9 protein-coding genes and 1 pseudogene are annotated in these 16695 nt (G+C 66.7%); 6 read left to right on the plus strand and 4 right to left on the minus strand.

Annotation, left to right across the window (positions count from 1 at the left end; translation table 11 throughout):
* Positions 1–899: 899 nt before the first annotated feature.
* The 4 genes from J0J10_RS00245 to J0J10_RS00260 form a co-directional block, all read right to left on the minus strand.
* Positions 900–2750, minus strand: a complete 1851-nt coding sequence (locus J0J10_RS00245) for an ABC transporter ATP-binding protein (RefSeq protein WP_291644311.1) — start codon at positions 2748–2750, stop codon at positions 900–902.
* A gap of 21 nt (positions 2751–2771) precedes the next feature.
* Positions 2772–3707, minus strand: a complete 936-nt coding sequence (locus J0J10_RS00250; RefSeq protein WP_291637011.1) for an ABC transporter permease — start codon at positions 3705–3707, stop codon at positions 2772–2774.
* Positions 3673–4632: an ABC transporter permease gene (locus tag J0J10_RS00255; protein ID WP_291644312.1), complete on the minus strand. Its 960-nt coding sequence runs from the start codon at positions 4630–4632 to the stop codon at positions 3673–3675. The genes J0J10_RS00250 and J0J10_RS00255 overlap by 35 nt, the downstream gene beginning before the upstream one ends.
* A gap of 149 nt (positions 4633–4781) precedes the next feature.
* Entirely contained in the window at positions 4782–6569 is a 1788-nt protein-coding gene (locus tag J0J10_RS00260) for a peptide ABC transporter substrate-binding protein (RefSeq protein WP_291644315.1), read from the minus strand.
* Between the two features lie 780 nt (positions 6570–7349).
* Here J0J10_RS00260 and bcsN point away from each other — a divergent pair.
* The 6 genes and pseudogenes from bcsN to J0J10_RS00290 form a co-directional block, all read left to right on the plus strand.
* Positions 7350–8189, plus strand: coding sequence for a cellulose biosynthesis protein BcsN (bcsN, locus tag J0J10_RS00265; protein ID WP_291644325.1), 840 nt, complete (start codon positions 7350–7352; stop codon positions 8187–8189).
* Between the two features lie 21 nt (positions 8190–8210).
* Positions 8211–10397: a UDP-forming cellulose synthase catalytic subunit gene (gene bcsA, locus J0J10_RS00270; protein ID WP_291644317.1), complete on the plus strand. Its 2187-nt coding sequence runs from the start codon at positions 8211–8213 to the stop codon at positions 10395–10397.
* The gene (locus J0J10_RS00275) at positions 10394–12859 is read left to right on the plus strand and encodes a cellulose biosynthesis cyclic di-GMP-binding regulatory protein BcsB (RefSeq protein ID WP_291644318.1); all 2466 of its coding nucleotides are present in this window, start codon (positions 10394–10396) and stop codon (positions 12857–12859) included. The genes bcsA and J0J10_RS00275 overlap by 4 nt, the downstream gene beginning before the upstream one ends.
* A gap of 11 nt (positions 12860–12870) precedes the next feature.
* A complete protein-coding gene (locus J0J10_RS00280; protein WP_291644320.1) occupies positions 12871–13890 on the plus strand; it encodes a glycosyl hydrolase family 8 in 1020 nt (339 codons plus the stop codon).
* The gene (locus J0J10_RS00285; protein ID WP_291644322.1) at positions 13881–16073 is read left to right on the plus strand and encodes a hypothetical protein; all 2193 of its coding nucleotides are present in this window, start codon (positions 13881–13883) and stop codon (positions 16071–16073) included. The genes J0J10_RS00280 and J0J10_RS00285 overlap by 10 nt, the downstream gene beginning before the upstream one ends.
* Before the next feature lie 202 nt (positions 16074–16275).
* Positions 16276–16548, plus strand: a pseudogene (locus J0J10_RS00290) (helix-turn-helix domain-containing protein); the annotation flags it as partial.
* Between the last annotated feature and the right edge of the window lie 147 nt (positions 16549–16695).

Here is a 16695-nt window from a genome sequence, read left to right on the forward strand (position 1 = left end):
GCCCATCTCAGGCGCTCTGCGGCTAGAACCTTCGACGCGCTCTGGCAGGCCGCCGGAGACATCTGCAACCTCGTCACCCCGGCCGAATCCAGAAACCTCTTCAGACATGCCGGATATGCATCCGATTAAACGTCCGAGGCTCTAGCGTCCTTTCGGAGCTTGTTGTGTCGGAAGCGGCCGAAGAGGCGCTTCGCTTCTTCCGGACCGCTCCCCGGTGTTTGCCAAGACGTCCTCCGCCGGCATCGCGGCGGAAACGACGCGCTTTCCGGGCGGCATAGCCCGGGCATCGAACAAGGGCGCTGCGGTCGCTGCGAACGGCGCGAGGCCCTGCCCGACAGGATGATGATGGAGCGGCGTCCAGGTCGTCCGGACCGAAACAGCCGGTTCCGGCTGGCGCGCGCCTTCTCAGTTGATCAGCGGCTTGGGCTGCGTCGTCTCCTTGTCCGGTGCGGACGCGAGGTAGAGCGCATATCCCAAGGCTATGAAGCTGAAAACGCCGAGTACCGGAAGAATCATCATATGCTCCTCTATGCGAGGTGCATTGTGCGGCTGCCCGGTAAAATGAATGGCGCCGATTTGCTTAGCATTGTCCGCATCCGCGCATTTCCCAACGGACCTGAGCCCTCACCCAGCAAAGGGCGGCACGCTCGCGACGGCCGCCGGGTTCGACCCAGCCGCGCAGGCGGCAACACGAAGACAGCCGCGGCCAATAAGACCGAATTCACATGCGCATCGTCGAGCGGCATGGACAATCCGGATCAAACGACTGAAATACAACGATAATCAGATAATCAACGCAAGCTTGGCCGCGGCGGTGCTGCCGAGCCCAGATATGCTCGGCAGCAATTCGGCAGATCCGCACATCTCGCCCGGCAGCTCCCTCCGCCAACGGTTTCCTCTCACGCTGCCGAGGCCCTCGCCTCCGGCTTCTCCCATTCCTCGCCCCAGATCATCACGGCGTGGCCAGGCGAGACCTCGCGATATTGCCGGGCCGGCGGGACATAGTCGGGTGGGCGGACGGGGCTCCTGATCTCGTCGTTCGAGACCGGTCGCTTCTCGTGGCGGCGGGCGGGATCGGCGACCGGCACGGCGGCGAGCAGGCGCCTTGTATAGGGATGCTGGGGATTGCCGAAGATCGCCTCGCGCGGGCCGATCTCGACGATCTCGCCGAGATACATCACCGCGACGCGGTGGCTGACCCGCTCGACCACGGCCATGTCGTGCGAGATGAAGAGATAGGCGAGTTTCATCCGCTCCTGCAGTTCGAGCATCAGGTTGATCACCTGCGCCTTCACGGAGACGTCGAGCGCCGAGACGGCCTCGTCGGCGACGACGAGGCGCGGCTCGACCGCGAGGGCGCGGGCGATCGCGATGCGCTGACGCTGGCCGCCGGAGAATTCATGCGGGAAGCGGCTCGCCATGTCGGGCTGGAGTCCGACGCGCTCGAGCAGATCGGCGACCTTGTCCTGCGCCTCCCGGCGATTGGCGAGCTTGTTGATCAGCAGCGGTTCGGCGACGGCCGTCCCGACCGTCATGCGCGGGTTGAGGCTGGCGAACGGATCCTGAAAGATCATCTGCATGCGCGCCCGGCGCTCGCGCAGCGTCTTCTGGTCGAGTTTCAGCACATCCTCGCCATCGAGCAGCACCGAGCCGGAGAGCGGCTCGATCAGACGCATGACCGAGCGCCCGGTCGTCGACTTGCCGCAACCGGATTCGCCGACCAGCGCCAGCGTCTCGCCCGAGAGCAGGCTGAAGGAGACGTTCTCCACTGCGTGGACCCGGCCTGAGACGCTGCCGAGCAGCCCGGAGCGGATCTCGAAGCGTGTCGTCAGATTGGCGACTTCGAGCACCGGCCGCTGGCTCGCGGCGACGGTATCGGCCGTCTCTTCCGGCACGTCCGAGAGGCCTGTCTTGCGGTCGACCACCGGGAAACGCATCGGCCGCCGGCGCCCCTCCATCGAGCCGAGCCGCGGCACGGCCGAGAGCAGCGCCTTGGTGTAGGGCTTCTGCGGATTGGCGAAGATCTCCTCGGTCCGGCCGGTCTCGACCTGCTCGCCATTATACATCACCACGGTCCGGTCGGCGATTTCGGCGACGACACCCATATCGTGGGTGATGAAGAGGACGGACATGCCCTCCTCCTCCTGCAGCAGCTTGATCAGCTCGAGGATCTGGGCCTGGATCGTCACGTCGAGCGCGGTGGTCGGCTCGTCGGCGATCAAGAGCTTCGGCTTGCAGGCCAAGGCCATCGCGATCATCACGCGCTGGCGCATGCCGCCGGAGAAGCGGTGTGGATAGTCGTGGAAGCGCGCCTTGGCCGCCGGGATCCGCACCTTCTCCAGAAGCCTGACGACCTCGGCCTCCGCGGCTGAGCGCGACAGGCCGCGATGCAGCATCAGCGCCTCCGCGATCTGGAATCCGATGGTCAGAACCGGGTTGAGCGAAGTCATCGGCTCCTGGAAGATCATTGCGATCTCGTTGCCGCGCACCTCGCGCATCTTCGCCTCCGGCAGCGTCAGCAGCTCCTTGCCCGAGAGCCTGACGCTGCCTTCGATCTTGCTCGAGCCGGGCGGAGTCAGGCGCATGATCGAGAGCGCGCTCACGCTCTTGCCGGAGCCGGACTCGCCGACCAGTGCCACGGTCTCCTTCGGGGCGATGTCGAAAGTGGTGCCCCGGACCACCGAGCGCCAGGCCCCCTCGACCCGGAAGGAGGTCGTCAGGCCGGAAACGGAGAGAATGGGAGAAGTCATGAGGTCGCCTTCCGGTCGGCTTCAGATGACGCGGCGGGGATCGAGGGCGTCGCGCAGGCCGTCGCCGATGAAATTGATCGAGAGCACGGTCAGGAAGATCGCCGCGCCCGGGAACATCGCCCAATGCGGCGCGACATCGAGATGGTCCTTGGCGTCGAAGAGCAGGCGCCCCCAGGTCGGGATGTCCGGGGGGAAGCCGAGGCCGAGGAAGGAGAGCGTCGATTCCGCGATGATCGCCGAGGAGACCTCGATGGTCGCGGCGACGATGACAGGGCCGATCGCATTGGGCAGGATGTGGACGAGCATCTGGCGCGTCTTCGTCGCGCCCTGCGCTCGCGCCGCCTCGACGAACTCCTTCTCGCGCAGCGAGAAGAACTGGGCCCGGACCAGCCGCGCCACCGGCATCCAGCGCAGGCCGCCGATCACGATCACGATCAGGATGAAGACGCCGCCCTCGACGCCGAACACCGCCTTGAGCTGCTCGCGAAAGAGATAGATCACCAGCAGCAGCAGCGGCAGCTGCGGCAGCGACAGGAAGAGATCCGTCACCCACATCAGGAAGGGGTCGAGCCCGCGGCGCGACATGCCGGCCAGGGCACCGACGATGACCCCGACCACGGTTGCCACCACCATGGCGGCGAGGCCGACCGCGAGCGAGATGCGCCCGCCATACATCATGCGGGCCAGCAGGTCCTGGCCGAGATCGTCGGTTCCGAAAGGATGCGCCCAGGAGGGCCCCTGCAGCTGCGCCGAGAAATCGATCTCGTTGATCGGCACGGCCCAGAGCCATGGCCCGACGACGACGCCGAGGATGAGCAGGCTGAGCACGACCGCGCTGACCATGGCGAGGCGATGGCGCCGGAAACGGCGCCAGGTCTCGCGGCCGGGCGAGAGCGCGGCGGGGCGGACGGCCGCCACCGGCTCAGCGGAAGGAGATGCGAGGGTCGAGCCAGCCATAGAGCAGGTCCGCGATCAGGTTGAAGAGGATGACGAGGCAGGCGAAGACGAAGGTGACCGCCATGATCACCGGCGTGTCGTTCGCCAGGATGGCCGTGATCAGCAGCGAGCCGATCCCGGGAATGCGGAAGATCTGCTCGGTCACGATCGCGCCGCCGAACACCGCCGGCATCTGCAGGGCGACGAGCGTCACCACCGGGATCAGCGCGTTGCGGGTGACATGGCGCAGGGTGACGGTCGTCTCGCCGAGGCCCTTGGCGCGGGCCGTGGTGACGTAGTCGAGCCGGATCACGTCGAGCACGGCCGAGCGGACATAGCGGGTATAGGACGCAGCCTGGAACAGGCCGAGCACGGTTATCGGCATGATCGCCTGGCGGAAATGCTCCCAGAACCAGCGCCAGCCCGTCGCGGATATGTCGGATCGGTAGACGAAGGGCAACCAGTCGAGCTTGATCGAGAACAACAGGATGAAGAGCAGGCCGGTGAAGAAGGTCGGCAGCGAGAAGCCGACGAAAGCCAGTGTGTTGGCGATCTGGTCGAAGATCGAATAGGGCCGCGTCGCCGCGTAGATCCCGACCGGCAGCGCGATCGCGAGCGCCAGCAATTGCGAGGAACCGACGACGAAAAGCGTCACCGGCACGCGCTGCAGGATCAGCGTGTCGACGTCGATGCGGCTGGCGAAGGAGAAGCCCCAATCGCCCTGGGCCATGGCCGTCAGCCAGCGGAAATACCGCACCATGACGGGGTCATCGATGCCGAACTTGGCCCGCAGCGCCATCCGCACTTCCGGCGGCACATTGGGATTGGTCGCCAGCTCCTCGAAGGGGTCGCCGGGCGCAAGGGCCAGTACGGTAAAGAGGATGACGCTGATGCCGAGCAGGCTCGGAATAGCGATCAGCAGTCGCCGGAAAAGATAGGTCGCCATCAGACAGGGTCCGTGAAACGGGCGGATCGCCGAGATGAATCGGGCTTAGCGGCGATGGCGGTTCGCCATCGCGCTGCACCGGCCCGCATGGAACGCCGCCGGAGCGGGCTGGCGGCTCGCGAAGGACTCCGCGAGCCGCCAGCCTCGGCTCAGCTGCGATACCAGGCGGCCACGTTCCAGGTGTCGACGTCCCAGCCGGAATGGTCGTGCATCAGATTGGTCGCCGAGGCGGCCATCCGGTTGCGCGAGAGCAGCGGCAGGAGGACATGCGCTTCGCAGAAGATCTCGTTGACCTTGATCAGCAGCGCCGCGCGCTTGGCAGGGTCGAGCTCCTTCTGCGCCGCCCTGTAGGCCTTGTCGGCCTCGGGATCCGAATAGCGCGAGACGTTCCGGCCCAGCCATTTGTTCTCCTTGGAGGCGATTTCCCAGGAGGTGAGCTGGTTGAGGAAGCGTTCGGGATCGGGCTGCGGCTGCGTGGTCGTGTACATCTCCATGTCGCAATAGAGCTTGGTGTAGGTGTCGGGGTTCGCCACGTCCGAGGAGAAGAACACCGACGCCGTCACAGATTTCAGCTCGAGGTCGATACCGGCCTTCTGGCAAGCCTGCTTGATGATCGCCTGCGTCTTCTGGCGTGGGGCGTTGATCGAGGTCTGGTAGACGTATTTGAGCTTCTTGCCGTCCTTTTCGCGGATGCCGTCGGAGCCGCGCTTGTAGCCGGCGTCGTCGAGGATCTTGTTGGCCTTGTCGATGTTGAACTCGTATTTCAGCTTGGTCGACTTGAACTGCTTTGGCTCGTTGACCCAGCTCGCCGTGGCGGTGCCGCCGCGGCCATAGATGAACTTCTGGATCGAATCGCGATCGATCAGCAGGTTGATCGCCTCGCGGACCTTCGGGTCGGACAGCGTCGGGTGCTTGGTCTTGATGCTGGAGCGCTCGCCATCGACCTCAGTCCACGGATCGGTGGTGTTGAGAATGATGAACTCGATGTCGCCGGAGGGGACGGCGCTGACCTTGCCGCGGCCGCCCGTCTCCATGCGCTTCAAGATCTCGTCTTCGACCTGCAGGTTCCAGGCATAATCGAACTCGCCGGTCTGGAGCACGGCGCGGGCCGCCGAGACGGCATCACCGCCGCCCTTGACCTCGATCGTGTCGAAATGCGGCTGGTTCTTGACGTGGTAGTCCTCGTTGCGCACGCCGGTCAGGATGTCGCCCGGCTTGAAATCGACGAATTTGTAGGGGCCGGTGCCGACCGGCTTGAGATTGCCCGGCGCCTCGCGCGACTTCGCGCCCTTGTACTCGCCGAAATGGTGCTTCGGCAGGATCTGGCCGACGACGCCGACGAAGGGATCGGCCCAGAACGGCGTCGGCTCCTTGAAGATCACCTTGACGGTGTGGTCGTCGACCTTCTCGACCTTGATGTTGCTGTAGGAGCCGGTGGTGTAGGCGGCCGTCGCCGGGTCGGCGGCATATTCCCAGGTGAAGACGACATCGTCGGCGGTGAAGGGCTTGCCGTCATGCCATTTGACGCCCTGCTTCAGCTTCCAGGTCACGACCTTGCCGTCTTCGGAGAGCCCGCCATTGGCCCGGGTCGGAACCTCGGCCGCGAGCTGCGGCGTCAGATTGCCTTCCTTGTCCCAACCGGCCAGCGGCTCGAAGAAGATGCGCCCGGCGATCTGGTCCTTGGTGCCGCTGGCAAAATGCGGGTTGAGCAGTGTCGGTGCCTGCCAGAGCAGGATCTTGAGCGGCCCGCCGCCACCGGCCTTGGTCGGCTTGTAGGCGAGAGAGGCCTGCGCCATCGCGACGTCGTTCCAGGCCAGGATCTGCGACGCGAAGGGAGCTGCAACACCGACCGCAGCCAGTCGCTGAATGAATGCGCGTCGCGAAACGGAACCGTCCTTCACGCCCTCAACCAGGTCGCGCAACTTATGTTCGTCCATCACTGATCCCCTCTGCTGACATCGGTCAGTCATTCCGAAACCGAGGCTTTTTGCCCCTTTTTTAGTAGTCGGCGGCGCCAGCAAGGCATGCGCCACGAAAGGCGTCAACAGGGGCGTGACGGAAACGGGGCGCGATGGCCGGCCTGCACGCATAAAACGCAACGGCCGCGGCTTTCACGCATCCACGACAGGTCGGGCTCGCCCGCCGCCTCCGGCCGAAACCCGAAGACGGCCCGGGCAGGAGGCCGTTCGCCGGGGCGTCCCAAACCTATTAAGACGCTGTACCGGTTTGCTTTATTTCCTCGCTGCAAGCCCGACGGTTTCTGGCGGCCCTCTCGCCCGGCGCCGTTACCCGCCGGGGACGCGAGCGCCCGCCGGCGCAGGGGCCGTCAGTTCGGCACGCCGACCGCGACGCTGCCGGCGCGCGCACCCGATAGAGGGCCCCGGCGGGCATTTGCCATACGTGGTCAGGCCGGACGCAGCCCACAGAATCTACGCAATACCCATCGTCGGTGGACGACACGATTATCTTATTACAGTAGCGACGGGTTGGCCGCGAAGCACGAATCAATTGTATTGGGCCCAATGGATTTGCTCTCGGCCGACACTCGTTCAACGCGCAGCGCCAAGTAAGTTCTCCTTAACGATTGTTAACGATGGTCAAGACATGACGGCCCGCACCAACCGTTCCGCGCGACAATGACAGGCCCCCGGCAGCTGCCGACCGGATTTTGCAACAAGCGCGCGATATCGCGCTCCCGGCAGGCGACGCTGGTGACGATGGCGGGTTTGGCGGCGCTGATCGCCGGCTGCGGCGAACAGCGGCTGAGCGATTCCGAGCTGGTGTTCTCGAGCCGCGCGGTGAATGTCGACCCGAGCCGGGCGATGATAGCGCTGCCGCCGGGCGGACCACCGACCATTGCCGTCGCGCAGCGACATTACGACAACGCCATCGCCCAGACGATCGCGCTCGCGACGCGGGGCCGCACGCCCGGCGAGAACACGATCCATGTGGCGTTCCTGACCGCAGCCGACGTTCCCGACAGCGAAGGCGTCGCCGGAAACCTGCTCAAGGAACCCGGGCTCGACGACCACGTGCTCGCGGCCGAGATCGAGGAGCGCCTGCCCGGCGTGGCAATGGCGACCTCAGCGCTGTTCGTGCAGAACAAATACGGCCCGTTCGGCTATGCCTACGGACGCGGCGTCGGCAACGACGCCTGCATCTATGTCTGGCAGCGTCTGATGCGCGGCGACAGCCTGTTTTTGCCGAAGACCGGAGCGGCCTCGATCCGGATCCGCATCTGCGAGCCGGGCGCCAGCGAGGCCGCGCTGCTGCGGCTGGCCTATGGCTACTCGCTGAACGCCTCGCTCGGCCGGACCGGCTGGGATCCGGTCGGCGCCTCGCCCTCACCGACGCCAAATCTGGGCGAGGCGGGCGCGCCGATCTATCCGGTGCGGCAGCCCTCCTTCGAGGATGTCCTGCCACCGCGAACCAGCGCGCCGCGCCAGGCGCGCCCCATGCGCCAGAGCCCGCCGCGCGAAGCTGCGCCAGCCGAACCTGCGATTCCCGACCGGCCGATGGAAGGCTACCCGACCGTGCCACCACCACCCGTACGCTGAGCAAGAAGCGCCAAGTCACCGATGCCAACCGCGATTTACGTTTTCGTCTGGGCCGTCACGGCAGCGCTGGTCACAGCGCTCATTGCGCTGCCGATCAGCCTCCAGGCCCATCTGATCGCCAGCACCATCCTGGTCGGCGCGATGATCCTGCTGAAGCTGCTGCGCCCGCTCGGCGTCTGGCGGCTGATCGCGCTCGGCCTCGGGACGGCGATCGTGCTGCGCTATGTCTATTGGCGCGCCACGAGCACGCTGCCGCCGGTCAACCAGATCGAGGACTTCATCCCCGGCGTCATCCTCTTCATCGCCGAACTCTACAATATCGGCATGCTGTTCCTTAGCCTGTTCGTGGTGGCGATGCCGCTGCCGCGCCGCGAAACGCCGCCGATCGACCTGAAGAACGCGCCGACCGTCGACGTCTTCGTGCCGTCCTACAACGAGGACGCCGATCTCTTGGCGACGACGCTCTCGGCGGCGCTCGCGATGGACTACCCGGCCGGCAAGCTTCAGGTCTATCTGCTCGACGATGGCGGCACCGACGAGAAGTGCAACTCCGACAATTTCGCCGCCGCCAATGCCGCCAAGCAGCGGCGCGCGACGCTCCAGAAGCTCTGCACTGGGCTGGGGGTCACCTATCTGACGCGCGAACGCAATCTCAGCGCCAAGGCCGGGAACCTCAATAACGGCATCGCCCATTCGCAGGGCGAGCTGATCGTCGTCTTCGACGCCGACCATGCCCCGGCGCGCAGCTTCCTGACCGAGACCGTCGGCTTCTTCGCCCGCGACCCCAAGCTCTTCCTGGTCCAGACGCCGCATTTCTTCATCAACCCCGACCCGCTCGAGCGCAATCTGCGGACGTTCAAGGAAATGCCGTCGGAGAACGAGATGTTCTACGGCATCATCCAGCGCGGCCTCGACAAGTGGAACGCCTCCTTCTTCTGCGGCTCGGCCGCGGTGCTGAGCCGCAAGGCGCTGCTGACGACGAACGGTTTCTCCGGACGCTCGATCACCGAAGACGCCGAAACCGCGATCACCCTGCATGCCGCCGGCTGGAACAGCGTCTATGTCGACAAGCCGCTGATCGCCGGACTCCAGCCGGCGACCTTCGCCAGCTTCATCGGCCAGCGTTCGCGCTGGGCCCAGGGGATGATGCAGATCCTGCTCTATCACCGGCCATTGCTGAAGCGAGGCCTCTCTCTGCCGCAGCGCCTTTGCTACACGTCGACGGCGCTGTTCTGGCTGTTCCCGTTCGCGCGGATGATCTTCCTGATCGCGCCGCTGTTCTATCTGTTCTTCGGGCTCGAGATCTTCGTCGCGACCGGTGGCGAGTTCATCGCCTACATCGTCGGCTATATGGTCGTGAACCTGATGATGCAGAACTATCTCTATGGCCGCTATCGCTGGCCATGGATCTCCGAGCTCTACGAGTTCATCCAGTCGCTGTATCTGCTGCCGGCCGTGATCTCGGTCCTGCTCAACCCCAGCAAACCGACCTTCAAGGTCACCGCCAAGAACGAATCCCTCGAGACGCGCCGCGTTTCCGAGCTCGGCATGCCGTTCCTGATCATCTTCATCATCCTGGCGCTGGGGGTGGTCGCGCAGTACTGGCGGACCATCGCCGAGCCCTACAATGCCGACACGACGCTGGTCGTCGGCCTGTGGAACATCATGAACCTGCTGATGGCCGGCTGCGCGCTCGGCGTCGTCTCGGAACGGCCGGAGGGCCGCGCCGCCCGCCGTTTCGCCGTCAAACGCCGTGGCGAGATGGCGCTGAACGGCGAGAAAATGCCGATGGTCACCGAGAACGCCTCGGTCGACGGCATCGCGATCCGCATCGGCGGGACGTCGATCGGCAGCAAGCCCGTGATCGGCGACCAGGCGCTGATCTCGTTCGAAACCAGCCTCGCCATGCCCAGCGGCACGCTGCCGATCCGGATCAAGCGCATCGAGCAGGAGGCAGAGGGGCTGATGCTCGGCTGCCGCTACGAGCCATCCGAACCCTTGCACAGCCGGATGATCGCCGATCTCGCCTTCTCCGATGCCGAGCGCTGGAGCCGCTTCCAGAAGGCGCGGCGCAACAATATCGGCGTCGTCCGCGGTACGACGCGCTTCCTCCGGATCGCGCTGTTCCAGACCAGCCGTGGCCTGTCCTATTTCATGGGCCTCTATCGGCTGGGCAAGGTCGCCAGCAAGCCGAGCGCCGCGGAATGACGGCGTTCCATCCGCCCCGGTTGTTGCGCGCCCTGGCCATCGCCCTGGCGACCACGACGCTTCCCGTCCTCGCCCAGCAGCCGAGCGCGCCGGGTGGTGCCCCGGCGCCGTTCATGATCGCACCGCCGGCTCCGGCCGGCGCCGCGCCGACGGCCCCTGCCCCCACGCCGATCACGCCCGCGCCGACGGCCGCGATGCCGAGCACCGCCCTACCTTCCGCCGGGGGATTCGGCTTCAAGCCGCTCCTGCCGGCGGCACGGGTGACGCTGGAAGGCGAGGCCGACACGCGCAACTGGGCCTTCTATCTGACCCAGGACGAGGCGAACTCGGACCTCGCGCTCGACGTCGCCTTTCAGAATGCGCTCGTCGTCATGCCGGAAGCCTCGCGCCTGACGGTACGGATCAATGGCGAGCGGGTGCTCGAAACGCCGGTCGCCTCCTCGGACCGCCTGGCGCGCCTTTCGACCAATCTGCGCAAGGGCCTGCTCCGTCCTGGTCAGAACACGATCCGCTTCGAGGCGATCCAGCGTCACCGCACGGATTGCTCGGTCGCGTCGACCTATGAACTCTGGACCCGTATCGACGGTGCCGGCACCAAGCTCAACTTCCGCTCGCCGAGTGCGACGGAATTGCGCCTGCGCAGCATCGACGACCTGCCGGCGATCGGCACCGACGAGAACGGTCAGACCACCATCCGCATCGTCGCCCCGGGGGCTTCGAGCGCTGCGGCGGCGAACATGATCTTCGCGGTCTCGCAGGCCACCGCATTGCGCGGACGCTACGGCCAGGCGGTGGTGCAGGTCTCCGAACGGGCGCCCGGCCGGGCGAGGCCGGGCACGCTGACCGTCGTCCTTGCGACGACCGCGGAACTGCCCGATCTCCTGACGCAGGTTCCCGAGGAGGCCAAGGCACGCAGCTTCGTCGGCTTCGTGTCGGACGCCCGCCTCGGCCCGTCGACTCTGCTGGTCACCGGCGCGAGCTGGCCGGACATCGAGAACGTCGTCGCGACCCTGCTCACGGCGCCCGTCTCGCGGCCGACCAATGTCAACCGACAGCTGATGGACACGTCGAGCTGGCATCTGCCGAACGCGCCCTTCCTGTCCGAGGCCCGCGCCTTGCGCTTTTCCGAGCTCGGCATCGCAAGCCAGGAATCCTCCGGCCGCCGGCTGCGCACACGCGCCGTCGTCGCCTTTCCCGGCGATTCCTATGCAAACGCCTATGGCGAGGCGACGCTCTATCTCGATGCGGCCTATGCGGCCGATGTGCTGCCCGGAGGCAGCCATCTCGAGATCTTCGTCAACGGCAATGTCGCGGCGACAGTGCCCTTCAACGCGACCTCCGGCGGGCTGCTCCAGCAGTTTCCGATCACGGTGCCGTTGCGGCATTTCAGGCCGGGGATCAACGAGATCTGGCTCGAGGCGGTGACGCTGACCCATTCCGACCAGGCCTGCGGACCAGGCGCGACCTTGCCCGGCCGGAGCCGCTTCGCGCTGTTCGACACCTCGACCCTCTCCTTCCCGGACTTCGCCAAGATCGGCGTGCAGCCCAATCTCGCGGCGGTCGCCGGAACCGGCTTCCCCTATTCGCTGGCGACGCGCATCCCGCTCATCCTGGGCCGCCACGACACGGCCAATTACGGTGCGGCGGCGACCTTGGTTGCGCGCATCGCCCAGCGTGCGGCCAGGCCGCTGGCCGTGGACGCCCTCGCCACCGTCGCGACCACCGACGATCAGCCGGCCCTGATCGTCGGCGCCGCCGGCCAGCTGCCGCAGGGTATTCTGCCGCGCGTCGGGGTCGCGGAAAACGTTCGCACGACCTGGCCGACACGCGCCGACACCGTGCTGATCGCGCCCGAGAACGACGCCGGGGCGATCTTCGACGCGGTCATCAACCGCTTCCAAGGTCAGAAGGCACCGGGTCCGCAGGAGCAGGCGGAACCGACGACGGACGCACTGCGCGATCGCTGGCGCAGCTCGCTCGGCGGGCCCCTGGCCCGCTATTTCGTCGCCTTCGACCAATGGCTGCAGAGGACCTTCCATCTCTCCTTCGCCCAGTTGCGCATCCCGTCCTCCGGAGGCGGGCTCTACGAGCCGGCCGATGGCACCGATATGATCGCCGCGCAGGCCGTTGACCCGGCGAGCCGGCAGGTCTGGACTGCCTTCGTCGCGCGCCGCGAGGAAACGCTGGAAGCGACGGTCTCGCGCATCGTCACGCCCGGCAACTGGGCCAAGCTCGCCGGGCAGGTCACCGCCTTCCGGGGCAGCCAGGATGTCCACGTCGTCGAGCCGAGCCAAACCTCCATGGTGATGACGCGCAGCTTCTCGCTGGCGAATATGCGCCTGGTCCTCGCCAATTGGCTGTCGAGCAATATCGGCGTTTATGCGCTGGCCCTGCTCGGCGCCTGCATCGCGCTCGGCATCTCGACCTCGCTGATGCTCGGCCGTCTGGGCCAGAAGCCATGAGACGGAACCCGATGAAAAGGCTGCTCGGAGCCGTCGCCGCGGCGATGCTCGCCTTTGCACCCGCAGCGCAGGCGACCCTGCCGCTCGAAGCCTGGGAGCTCTATCGGCAGAAATTCGTCATGCCGGACGGGCGCGTCGTCGACGACCTCAACGGCGCGATCAGCCATAGCGAGAGCCAGGGCTACGGCCTGCTGCTCGCCTGCCTCGCCGGCGACCGCACGAGCTTTGCCCGCATCCTCGCCTTCACGCGCACGGAGCTGCTGATCCGCGACGACGGGCTCGCGGCCTGGCGCTGGGACCCGAAGGCGACGCCGCGCGTCACCGACATCAACAACGCCACCGATGGCGATCTGCTGATCGCCTATGCGCTGAACTGTGCCGGTTCGGCCTGGGCGATGCCCGGCTACACCAACGCCGCCCGCCAACTGGCCCGCAACATCGCCAAGGCCACCTTCCTGAAACGCGGCAGCGAAACCTGGCTGATGCCGGCCGTCACCGGCTTCTCGGAGAAGGACCGAGCCGACGGACCGGTGATCAACCCCTCCTACTGGGTCTTCGAGGCACTGCCGGTGATGGCGCGTCTCACCGGCGACAATGGCTGGCTCAAGGTCCAGGCGACCGGGCTGAAGCTGCTCGACACGCTCGCCAAGGCGAACATGCCCGCACCCGAATGGATGTCGGTCAAGGCCGAGCCTCGACCGGCCGACGGCTTCCCCGCGCAATTCGGCTACAATGCCATGCGTGTCCCGCTCTATCTGCTGCGGGCCGGCCTCGGCGAACCGGGGCGCCTCGCGCCATTCCGCGCGGCCTGGGCGAACGGGCCCGCCATCGTCGACGTCCGCAGCAAGCAGGCAGTCGAACAGCTCTCGGATCCCGGCTACCGGATCCTCGTAGCCGCGCTGGCCTGCGCGGCCGACGGCACCGCGATCCCGCAAGAGCTGAAATCCTTCGTGCCGACGGCCTACTACCCCTCAACCCTGCATCTGCTCACGCTGGCGATGCTGAGCGAGAGGTATCAGCGATGCATGTGAAGTCGATCCTGCTGGCTGCCGTCGCATCGGGGGCCATCTTCTACGGTCTCGGTCGCTTCGGACAAGGAGGCGAGCTGCCGCCGGCGCCCAAGCCAGGCACGCCGAGTGCTTTCACGCTGGACCAGCCCATGGCCGAGAGGGCCGAGATCAAGCCGGAGCTCGCCCAGGCCCCGCCGCCTGCCAATCTGCCGGCCGGGCAGCGTCAGGCCCAACCGGCTCCGCCCGTCGACGAAAGCGCGCTGCGTTATTTCGCCAGCCAGGGCGACACGCGCCGCTTCGAGGCGGAGCTCGCGAGGCTGCGTGCACTCTATCCGCAGTGGAAGCCGCCGACCGACCTCAATACGCCGATCCCGGCCGGAGACCCCGAACTCGAGCGGATGTGGAAGCTCTTTGCCGAAGGCAAGCTGAGCGAAGTCCGCGCTGCCATCGCCGGGCGCAGCACCAAGGAAACCGGCTGGAGCCCGCCGGCGGACCTCGTCCAGCAGCTCGACCAGGCCGAGGCCGCCCAGCGCCTGGTCAACGCCTCCAATGCCCGGCAGTGGGAACAGGTCATCAGGATCGGCACCGAGACGCCTGCCCTGCTCACCTGCGCCAATGTCGATGCGCTCTGGCGCGTTGCCGAAGCCTTCGTCCAGACCGAGCGCAGGGACCGGGCACGCGACGCCTATTCCTACATCCTCGCCAATTGCGAGAAGGCGGAGGAGCGGCTCGGGACGATGCAGAAGGCGCTCTCGACCCTGCAGGACGAGCAGGTCAACGCCCTGATGGCGCTGGAACGGCAGAACGAATTCGCCAGCATCCGTGACGAACTGGCCCGCCGCCGCATCGGCCGGGCGGCGGAAGACCCGAAGCTCACCGTCAGCGCCGACGATCTGCGCCGGCTGGAGGTACTCGCCAACGCCGCGACGACGCCGGACGACCCGATCCTGCTCGGCTTCTACGCCCTGCACCATGGCGAGCCGGCCAAGGCGTCCGACTGGTTCCGGATGGCGCTCACCCGCAATGGCGGCGCCAAAGCGGCGGAGGGCGCCGTACTCGCCTTCGCAGCCAACGGCAAATACCAGGAAGCCGAGGCCCTCGGTTCGCAATGGCTGGAGGCAGGCCCGGCCAACCGCAAGGCCTATCTCGACGCCCTGACGGCGTTGCTGACGCAGGAGCCGCCACCGCGCTTGGAAGCGGTCGTGCTGGAGCGGATCGTCAAGACGGTCAGCGCCGACCGTTACGCGCTCGGCGCCGCCGCGCTCGGCTGGTATGCCTATAATTCCGGCCAGACCGTACCGGCCGAGCACTGGTTCGAAACCGCCCTGGCCTGGGATCGCGAGCATGAGCCCGCCGCCTTCGGTCTGGCTCTGGCGCGCCAGAGGCTGCGCGACGTGGCGGGTCTGCGTGCCATCATCGCCGAATGGCGTGGGCGTTCGCAGCGCATCGCCGATATTCTGGACCCGCGCCGGCGCCACCTCTCGGCTCGCGAGGCCCCGCCGCGCGAGACCGGGATCAGGCCGGCCACGCCGGAGCCCGTTGCTGTGGAGCGCATGCCGCGGGCGCAGGCACCCGAAGCCTCCCCCCGGCCTCCGACGGCAGCGCGGCGCCTGACAACAGAACCTGCACCGGTCGATACTTACCTGCCTGCCGAACGTCCCCCCGCGCTGCGTGAGGCGGCGCGCCCGGTCCGTGGTGGCAGTTGCGGCAGCGGCAGCTCCGGCGCTGCCGCGCTGGCGCGCGGCTGGTGCCTGCTCAATCTCAAGCGCCCGGCATCGGCGATGCAGGCCTTCGAGGCAGCGATGCGCACAGGCGACGGCCAGGTGGTGGCCGATGCGGCCGCCGGCAAGGCCTATGCCGCGCTCCAGCAAGGGTTGACGAACGAAGCGACAGCCGCAGCAACCTCGGCCGCGCTGCCCCCTGCGCGCCGCCGCGAGCTTTCCGCTTTGCTCCTGTCCGAGCGCTTCTACGCGCAGTACGACGCCAAGAACTTCAACGCCGCGCTGCTCACCTTGGAGGAGCGCGCCAAATACGCCCCGGAGACCACCGACCTGATGCTGATGCGCGGCTGGTCCTATTTCAACGCCCGGCGCTACGAGGATGCGCGCCGGGTGTTTCGCGCACTCTACAAGGTCAACCGCTCGTCGCAGGCGCTCTCCGGGCTGACAGCGATCGACGACGCGACCCAGCGCAACCGGTACTGAGGCAGCCGCCCTATAGCATCGGACCGAAAAGTGGACTCCACTTTTCGGAAAACTCCGATGCGGTAACACTGAGATAGATCACCGTGACCGCGTCCGAACGGACGCGCGGCGATCTAGAGCGTTTCCGCCGAACGTTGAATCGATTGTGATGTGACGAGCTCGGGTCGTGCTGATTCAACCTCCCTGTTGAAGGAGGTGAAGAATGGCGCGAGCTCTGAGTGACGATCTTCGCATTCGTGTTTTGAAGGCTTCGACGAACGGCCTGTCAGCGCGGCAGGCAGCGTCCCGGTTCGGCATCGGGGTTTCGACCGCGATCCGATGGGTTGCCCGAGCCAAGGCGGGCGAGCGGACGGCCCGCCCGCAAGGCCGACGACGCGGCTCAAGCCTTGACGCGCATGAAGCCTTCATCGTGGGGCTGATCGAGAAGCGGCGGGACATCACATTGCACGAGATGGCCGCCCGGCTCCTGACCGAACTGGCCCGCCCCCGTTAGGTGGCCCGGTTCTAATCTAGTGCATGGTGGGCTTGGCGGCCACGGTTGAGATGGCCGGCGAAGCGGGTTGGGTTTGCGCAGCCGGCCAGACCACAGCGACCGGTGCTGGCGGCTTGTAGCCGAGCGAGG

Source organism: Allobosea sp., from assembly GCF_017308075.1.
Lineage (GTDB): Bacteria > Pseudomonadota > Alphaproteobacteria > Rhizobiales > Beijerinckiaceae > Allobosea.

Bases quoted from the DNA above. Each gene is read 5' to 3' on its own strand.
- J0J10_RS00275 (WP_291644318.1), top strand. From the start codon at position 10,394: ATGACGGCGTTCCATCCGCCCCGGTTGTTGCGCGCCCTGGCCATCGCC.
- bcsA (WP_291644317.1), top strand. From the start codon at position 8,211: ATGCCAACCGCGATTTACGTTTTCGTCTGGGCCGTCACGGCAGCGCTG.
- J0J10_RS00260 (WP_291644315.1), bottom strand. From the start codon at position 6,569: ATGGACGAACATAAGTTGCGCGACCTGGTTGAGGGCGTGAAGGACGGT.
- J0J10_RS00245 (WP_291644311.1), bottom strand. From the start codon at position 2,750: ATGACTTCTCCCATTCTCTCCGTTTCCGGCCTGACGACCTCCTTCCGG.
- J0J10_RS00285 (WP_291644322.1), top strand. From the start codon at position 13,881: ATGCATGTGAAGTCGATCCTGCTGGCTGCCGTCGCATCGGGGGCCATC.
- J0J10_RS00250 (WP_291637011.1), bottom strand. From the start codon at position 3,707: ATGGCTGGCTCGACCCTCGCATCTCCTTCCGCTGAGCCGGTGGCGGCC.
- J0J10_RS00280 (WP_291644320.1), top strand. From the start codon at position 12,871: ATGAAAAGGCTGCTCGGAGCCGTCGCCGCGGCGATGCTCGCCTTTGCA.
- J0J10_RS00255 (WP_291644312.1), bottom strand. From the start codon at position 4,632: ATGGCGACCTATCTTTTCCGGCGACTGCTGATCGCTATTCCGAGCCTG.
- bcsN (WP_291644325.1), top strand. From the start codon at position 7,350: ATGGCGGGTTTGGCGGCGCTGATCGCCGGCTGCGGCGAACAGCGGCTG.